Origin of the sequence: Olsenella sp. HMSC062G07 (assembly GCF_001811895.1) — a bacterium.
GTDB lineage: Bacteria > Actinomycetota > Coriobacteriia > Coriobacteriales > Atopobiaceae > Olsenella_F > Olsenella_F massiliensis.
The window spans coordinates 59018-66599 of sequence record NZ_KV806947.1; the positions used below are offsets into that span (position 1 = coordinate 59018).

6 protein-coding genes are annotated in these 7582 nt (G+C 68.8%); all 6 read left to right on the forward strand.

Annotated elements, in window-relative coordinates:
• The first annotated feature begins 4 nt into the window (after positions 1–4).
• The gene (rpsI, locus tag HMPREF2826_RS03130; protein ID WP_070639121.1) at positions 5–400 is read left to right on the forward strand and encodes a 30S ribosomal protein S9; all 396 of its coding nucleotides are present in this window, start codon (positions 5–7) and stop codon (positions 398–400) included.
• Between the two features lie 566 nt (positions 401–966).
• Complete coding sequence (gene glmM / locus HMPREF2826_RS03135; RefSeq protein WP_058270882.1) at positions 967–2310, forward strand: phosphoglucosamine mutase; 1344 nt, start codon at positions 967–969, stop codon at positions 2308–2310.
• Positions 2311–2385: 75 nt separating this feature from the next.
• Positions 2386–4230: a glutamine--fructose-6-phosphate transaminase (isomerizing) gene (gene glmS, locus HMPREF2826_RS03140; protein WP_070639122.1), complete on the forward strand. Its 1845-nt coding sequence runs from the start codon at positions 2386–2388 to the stop codon at positions 4228–4230.
• A 56-nt stretch (positions 4231–4286) separates the two neighbouring features.
• A complete protein-coding gene (acpS, locus tag HMPREF2826_RS03145; protein ID WP_070639124.1) occupies positions 4287–4955 on the forward strand; it encodes a holo-ACP synthase in 669 nt (222 codons plus the stop codon).
• A complete protein-coding gene (locus tag HMPREF2826_RS03150; protein ID WP_070639126.1) occupies positions 4940–6553 on the forward strand; it encodes a bifunctional ADP-dependent NAD(P)H-hydrate dehydratase/NAD(P)H-hydrate epimerase in 1614 nt (537 codons plus the stop codon). Before acpS ends, HMPREF2826_RS03150 begins: the two co-directional genes overlap by 16 nt.
• A gap of 3 nt (positions 6554–6556) precedes the next feature.
• Positions 6557–7582: alanine racemase (gene alr, locus HMPREF2826_RS03155; RefSeq protein WP_246824674.1), on the forward strand; the 1026-nt coding region annotated here is incomplete at its 3' end.

Genomic DNA, 7582 nt, shown 5'->3' on the forward strand with positions numbered 1-7582 from the left:
CTCGATGGCTGACAACACCGCTGTTTACACCGGCACCGGTCGCCGCAAGGAGTCCAGGGCGCGCGTCCGCCTGGTTCCCGGCACCGGCAAGGTTACCATTAACGGTCGCGACGCTGCCCAGTACTTTGGCCGTCAGCAGCTCGTTGACAACGCGCTCGTTCCTTTTAAGGTCACTGACACCGTTGGCCAGTTTGACGTCCTCGCAAACTGCGACGGCGGCGGCATCAACGGCCAGTCCGGCGCCTTGCGCCTGGGCATTGCCCGCGCCCTTCTCGAGGCCGGCGAGTATCGTGCCGACCTTAAGAAGGCAGGCCTCCTCACCCGCGATGCCCGCGCAGTCGAGCGCAAGAAGTACGGCCTGAAGAAGGCTCGCAAGCGTCCGCAGTTCTCCAAGCGCTAAGGCCTCCGGCGCGAACCGCGCCTTTACGCGCCTTCAGCCCATTTGCACGTTCGGGACCCGCCTCGGCGGGTCCTATTTTGCGCGATGCTCGGGGGGTGCCGTTCAAAGCGTACGTTTTGACGGGTCTGAATGATCGAATCCTGGGCAAACGCAAAAGGCAGCCTCCGCGACGCGCACTGTAGGCGGGGGGCCGAGCATCCGGCCGCGCGCCGGGCCGGCCCGTAGCCAGAACACGACGCTTGTGTCAAAATCGCGGGCTTTGGGCCGGGATTCTGACACAAATGTCGTGCTTTGGCTAAGCCCCGCGGCCCGGCCAGACGTCGCGGACCGGTTAAGCCCCGCGGACCGGCCAGACATCACGGACCGGCCAACCGCCGCGCTCTGGCCAACCGCCGCGCCCCGACCACGGACGTAAATCCATCCGCGCCCGCCCAATTGTGAAGATACCCGCGCCCGGCATGGAGCGCTGTCGTGCGCCGCCGGCCCATGGGAGTCTGCTGCTAGAATGAAGCGCGTCCGTATCCATCGCAGTTCATTCGCAGCAGGTGACACGGGAGGACGCATCCATGAGGTACTTTGGCACAGACGGGTTTCGCGGCAGGGCGAACGAGGGCCTCAACGTTGACCATGCCTATAAGATCGGTCGCTTCGTGGGCTGGTACTATGGCGCCCGCCTGAACAAGAAGGCTCGTGTCGTCATCGGCAAAGACACCCGCCGTTCCAGCTACATGTTTGAGTCGGCCCTGGTCGCGGGCCTCGTCGCCTCGGGCGCCGACGCCTACATGCTGCACGTCATCCCCACGCCCGGCGTCTCCTACGAAACGGTGGACGGCCAGTTTGACTGCGGCATCATGATCACGGCCAGCCACAACCCCTACACGGATAACGGCATCAAGCTGGTCGGCGGCGAGGGATACAAGATGGACGAGTCCGTCCTCGCGCAGATCGAGGACTACATAGACGGCAAGGTGGAGGTGCCTCTCGCCACAGCGGACGCCATCGGCTGCACGGTGGATTACATGCAGGGGCGCAACCGTTACATCGCGCACCTCATCGCAAGCGCCAACTTCTCCCTCCAGGGCGTCAAGGTGGGGCTCGACTGCGCCAACGGCGCGGCGTCGTCTGTCGCCAAGCCCGTGTTTGACGCGCTGGGCGCCGACGTCCGCGTCATCAACAACGCGCCCAACGGCTTCAACATCAACGTGGACTGCGGGTCCACCCACATCGAGCGCCTGCAGCGCCACGTCCTCGAGCAGGGTCTTGACGTGGGCTTTGCCTATGACGGCGATGCCGACCGCTGCCTGGCGGTGGACGAGAGGGGCCGCGTCGTCGATGGCGACCTCATCCTGTACGTCTGCGGCAAATACCTGCACAAGCACGGTCGTCTGGCGGCAGGCATGGTCGTCCCCACAATCATGAGCAACTACGGCCTCCTCAAGGCCTTTGACCAGGCGAGCCTCTCGTATACCACCACCGACGTGGGCGACAAGAACGTCTATGCCTGCATGCGCGAGAACGGCTACTCGCTGGGCGGCGAGCAGTCCGGCCACGTCATCTTTGGCGACATCGAGCGCACGGGCGACGGCATCATGACCAGCCTTCGCATCATGGAGGTCATCCGGGCGGAGCGCGAGACCCTCAGCCAGCTCGTGGCGCCGGTCAAGCTCTATCCACAGCAGCTCGTGAACGTCCGAGTTGCCGACAAGGTCGCCGCCATGGAGGCCGCGGAGGTCAAGGCGGCCGTCGAGCGCGCGGAGGGCTTTCTGGCGGGCAACGGGCGCGTCCTCGTGCGCGCGAGCGGCACGGAGCCTTTGGTCCGCGTGCTGGCGGAGGCGCCGACGGACGACCTGTGCGCCGAGGCCAACGCGATCGTCCTGCGCGCGCTCCAGCCGTTTGCGACGCAGGAATAGCATTTGGGAAACGTGGTGTGACGACGGCCCCCGCGCGGGCATGCGGGCGGCACAGACGGTCGAAAGGAGCCGCGCATGTGCGGAATCGTTGGGTTCACGGGAACGAGCCAGGCAAGCCACTACCTGATCCAGGGCTTGGCAACGCTGGAGTATCGCGGCTATGACTCCGCCGGCGTCGCGGTGGTCTCGCCGTCGGGCAACCTGCATGTGGTGAAATGCCAGGGCAGGGTCGCCACCCTGCGGGAGCGCTGTGACAACGCCAACCTCGTGGGAACGTGCGGCATCGGCCACACCCGCTGGGCCACGCACGGCGCCCCGGCCGACAAGAACGCCCATCCCCACGTGGACTGCACGGGCAGGATCGCCATCGTCCACAACGGCATCATCGAGAACTTCGAGGACCTGCGCCGCGACCTGCTCGCCGCTGGCCACGAGTTCAAGAGCGAGACGGACTCCGAGGTCATCGTGCACCTCATCGAGGACGCCTGGAACGGTCCGGCCAAGGGCGACCTTGCCGGCGCCGTGCGCAACGCCGTCGCGCGTCTTGAGGGCTCCTGGGCCATCGCGGCCGTCTGCTCCGACGACCCCGGCACGGTCGTCGTGACCCGTAAGGGCAGCCCGCTGGTCGTCGCCTCCACCGACGACGGCGCCTACGCCGCCTCCGACGTCATGCCCCTCTCGGCCATCACGAGCCGCGTCATGCAGCTTGACGACGGCGACGTGGCGGTTCTCTCCCCGGACGGCGGCGTCGCCATAACGGACGCCGCCGGCAACCCCGTGCGCTCGCCTGCGACGCTCGACATCGACTGGGACGCCTCCGCCGCCACGCTGGGCGGATACCCCGACTTCATGGGCAAGGAGATCGCCGAGCAGCCCGAGGCCATCGAGCGTCTGCTCAAGGACCGCCTGGGTGCCCACGGCATCGAGATGGACGAGCTTGACATGACGGACGAGGAGCTCGCGCAGATCGACCGCATCTACATCGTCGGCTGCGGCACCTCCTACCATGTGGGCATCATTGCCAAGACGCTCATCGAGCACTGGGCCCGGGTCTTCGTCTCGGTGGAGTACGCCTCCGAGTTCAACTACGCCGACGTGCTCGTGACCGACCACACGCTCTGCCTCATCATCACCCAGTCCGGCGAGACGGCCGACACGCTCTCGGCCGCCCGCCGCCTCAGGGGCATGGGCTGCAAGGTCTTTGCCATCACCAACGTCCTGGGAAGCTCCGCCGCCCGCGAGAGCGACGGCACCCTCTACGTGCAGGCCGGCCCCGAGGTGGCCGTCGCCTCCACGAAGGCCTACACCGCCCAGATGGTCGCCTCCGCCCTCGTCGGCCTGCGCCTGGCGCTGGCCAACGGCAGCATGAGCCAGGCGGAGGTCGAGAAGGTCTATCACGAGCTTGAGCTGGTGCCCGACCTCATGCGCGAGGTGCTCAGCCGCAGCTGGCAGGACAAGCAGGCCGTGCCCATCTTCCGCGACGCCCCTGCGGCGCTGTACCTGGGCCGCGGCACCAACTCCACGACCGCCTACGAGGGCGCTCTCAAGATGAAGGAGATCGCCTACGTCCACGCCGAGGCCTATCCCGCCGGCGAGATGAAGCATGGTCCCATCGCCCTCATCGAGCCCGGGTTTCCCGTGCTGGCCGTGGTGCCCGCCGACCACGTGCATGACAAGACCGTGAGCAACGTCATGGAGTCCATCGCCCGCGGCGCCCGCGTCGTCGCCGTGGCGACTGACGGTGACGAGAAGCTCGCCAAGCTCTGCGACCAGGTGCTCTGGGTGCCGCCCATGGACGAGTACCTGGTGCCCATCGTCGCCGTGGTGCACCTTCAGATGCTCGCCCGCTACGTGGCAAAGGCCAAGGGGCTCGACGTTGACAAGCCGCGCAACCTGGCAAAGTCCGTCACGGTGGAGTAGGTCCAGCCTGTAGGGTCGTGGCGCGCGCGGGCGCGCGGAAGAGGGGAACGTGTCAGATGGCGTTTGCCGGCATTGGCGTTGACATGGTGGAGATCGCGCGCATGGCGCGGGTCATGGAGAGACGCCCCAGCTTCCTCGACCGCGTGTTCACCGCCGAGGAGCGCGCCTACTGCGACGGCAGCGCCCGGCCCGCCCATCACTACGCCGCCCGCTTCGCCGCCCGCGAGGCCGTTCTCAAGGCGCTGGGCGTCGGCTTCTCCGAGGGCGTGGGCCTGGCCGACGTCTCGGTCGCGCGCGGCGAGTCCGGCCGCCCCTCGTGCGTGCTCAACGGGCGCGCCGCCCAGATCGCCCGCGAGAGGGGGGTGCAGGAGGTGGAGCTCTCGCTCTCGTTCACGCGCGAGCTCGCCGTGGCAAACGCGCTCGCCGTGACGCAGGACGTCAGGCCCCGCCAGGACGAGAGGCCCACCCCCAGGGAGGAGCTGGCGCGGTCGTTCAAGCGCGCCCGCTCGGTGATTGACGAACTTGACCGCCTCCAGGACGGCATAACGGATACATTAGAGGGGACGCCGGATTCCGTGCGCCGTGCGGGCGAGGGCCCTCTCGCCAGCGCGGATGATGACCCTGCGGGGCAGGCGGCGGCCGAGGGCGCTCTCGCGCGGGGGGCGACGACTCCGGCGGACGACCATGAGCGACCAGGGAGCGTGACAGCATGCAGCCAGTCCTAAACGTCGAGGACGTCAGGCGGGTGGAGGAGGCCCTCACCGACGTGGGCGTGAGCATTTCCGAGCTTATGCACCGTGCCGGCATATCCGCGGCTCGCGAGGTGCTGGGGCTTCCCAAGGTGGAGAACGTGGCGGTCCTCTGCGGCCTGGGCAACAACGGTGGCGACGGGTGGGTGTGCGCCGAGCATCTGCGCGGCAAGGGCGTCAACGTGACCTGCGTGAGCCCCCTGGCCCCCGACGACATCCGAGGCGACCTCGCGCGCGTCGTCGCCAGCAGCGCGGAGCGCTCGGGCGTGCCCGTGATGGTGGCGCCTCCGCGCGACCAGCTCGAGGAGCTCCTGTCGGGCAGCGACGTCATCGTCGACGCCATGCTGGGGACGGGGTTTCACGGTCTGCCCCGGGCGCCCTTTGACATCTGGATCGACTGCGTCAACGAGTCCGGCGCGCGCGTCGTCGCCATCGACGTGCCCAGCGGCCTCTCGGCGCAGACGGGGCTCGCCCAGGGGGCCTGCGTCGCGGCGGACCTGACGATCACCATGCTCGTGCTCAAGCCGGGCCTGCTCGCCGACCGCGGGCGCGACGTCTGCGGGACCATCGTGGTCGCGCCGCTCGCCGAGCAGACGGAACGCCTCGTCGTCGAGGCCGACCCCGTGGCCTGGCGGGCCGACCTCGAGGACTACGCCGGCATGCTCGCGCCGCTCTCGTATGCGGACGACAAGTTCACCCGCGGGTCGGTGCTGGTGGTGGGGGGGTCGCAGCGCTTCGTGGGAGCCCCGGTGATGGCCGCCCTGGCTGCAGCGCGCGCGGGCGCCGGCTACGTGACGCTGGCCGTGCCGGCGCCCATCGCACCCATCGTCCAGTCTCAGCTGCTCGAGATACCCGTCCTCGCGCTTCCCGCCTCGGACAGCGGCACCTTCTCCTCCGAGGCCGCCGACAAGGTGGCGGAGCTGGCCCGCAAGCGCTCCTGCACGCTGGTTGGGCCGGGCATGCGCGTCAACGCCGGCACGGTCGCCGTCGTGTCACGGCTGCTCACGACCGAGGTGCCGCTGGTGGTGGACGCCGATGGCCTCAACTGCATCTCGCGCCTCACCTCAAACGCCCTTGACGACTTCCCCGAGCTGATCCGAAGGCAGAGGCCGCTCGTCCTGACGCCGCACCGCGGCGAGCTCGGCAGGCTCGTGGGCCTTCAGGACACGCCGCCGGCCTCCCTCACGGCGGCCATGGAGGCGGCGCGGCGCATCGTGTGGTCCGACGGGGGCAGCGAGATCTGCGTGGTGGCCAAGGGGTCCGCGACCGCGTGCGTGAGCACGGAGGTGGCCGTGCTGCCCAAGCCCGGCCCCGCCTCCCTCGCCACCGCCGGGTCGGGCGACGTGCTGGGGGGCGTGCTGGCGGCGCTGCTCTCGCGGGGCGAGGTGGAAAACGCCGATCTGCCCGTGCTCAGTGCGCTCGCCTGCGAGATTCACGGCTATGCCGGACAGCTCGCCGTCGAGCGGCGCGGGTCGAGGGGCGTCATGGCGCTCGACATCATCGACAGTCTGGGGCTTGCGCAGGACGCCCTGGAAGAGGACATCGCCTTCCCCGAAGGCGATCCAAAGGAGTAGACGATGGCCCGAATGGACGAGGGATGGGGCGTCAGGGACGAGAGGCGCCCGAGGGGCGGCGCGTCTCGCATCGGTCGTACGGGGCTGGCCCAGGACGACGCGCTGCGCAACTGCCCCGACGACCGCTGGGCCTGGGTCGAGGTGGACCTTGACGCCGTCCGCGCCAACGTGCGGGCCTTCAGGGCGCTTCTCGCGCGGGGCACCAAGATGATGTGCGCCGTCAAGGCGGACGCGTACGGCCATGGCGCGGCCGCCTGCGCGCGCGCCATGCATGACGCGGGTGCCGACCAGTTTGCCGTGGCTACCGTGGCCGAGGGCGTGGCGCTGCGCGAGGCGGGCATAACCTGGCCCATCCTCGTGCTGGGGGAGCCCCCTGCGACCGCGCTTGACACCCTCATCGAGCATGACGTCATGCCGACGGTGTACACGAGCGAGTTCGCGCTCGCCTATGGCGAGCGGGCGGCCGCCCTGGGCACGGTGGGCAAGTACCATCTTGCCATCGACACGGGCATGACGCGCATCGGCGTGCTCCCCTCGGAGGCGGTGGAGCTCAGGCGCATGATCGACTTCCATCGCGGTCTTGCGTGCGCGGGCACCTTCACGCACTTTGCCACGGCGGACGTGATCGGCGACTGGGACTTCAAGCAGCAGGCGAGACGCTTCTTGCAGACCGTCGGCGCCCTGGAGGAGGCGGGGCTGGAGCACGGCCTGGTGCACTGCGACAACACGCCCGCCACGGTGCTTCATCCCGAGCTTGACTTTGACATGTGCCGCGTGGGCATCGGCCTGTACGGCCTGCATCCCGCGGACACGACGGTCAGGCGCATTGACCTCGTGCCGGCCATGAGCGTGCGCGCCCGCGTCACCAGGGCGATCTTCCCTGCCGTCGGCGAGGGGGTCAGCTACGGCCTGACCTATCGCGTTCCCACGCCCAACATCCAGGTCGCCACCGTCCCGATCGGCTATGCCGACGGCCTCGCTCGCTCGCTGTCCAACCGTATGGACGTGATCGTGGCGGGCCAGCGCCAG

Bases quoted from the DNA above. Each gene is read 5' to 3' on its own strand.
- rpsI (WP_070639121.1), top strand. From the start codon at position 5: ATGGCTGACAACACCGCTGTTTACACCGGCACCGGTCGCCGCAAGGAG.
- acpS (WP_070639124.1), top strand. From the start codon at position 4,287: ATGGCGTTTGCCGGCATTGGCGTTGACATGGTGGAGATCGCGCGCATG.
- glmS (WP_070639122.1), top strand. From the start codon at position 2,386: ATGTGCGGAATCGTTGGGTTCACGGGAACGAGCCAGGCAAGCCACTAC.
- glmM (WP_058270882.1), top strand. From the start codon at position 967: ATGAGGTACTTTGGCACAGACGGGTTTCGCGGCAGGGCGAACGAGGGC.
- HMPREF2826_RS03150 (WP_070639126.1), top strand. From the start codon at position 4,940: ATGCAGCCAGTCCTAAACGTCGAGGACGTCAGGCGGGTGGAGGAGGCC.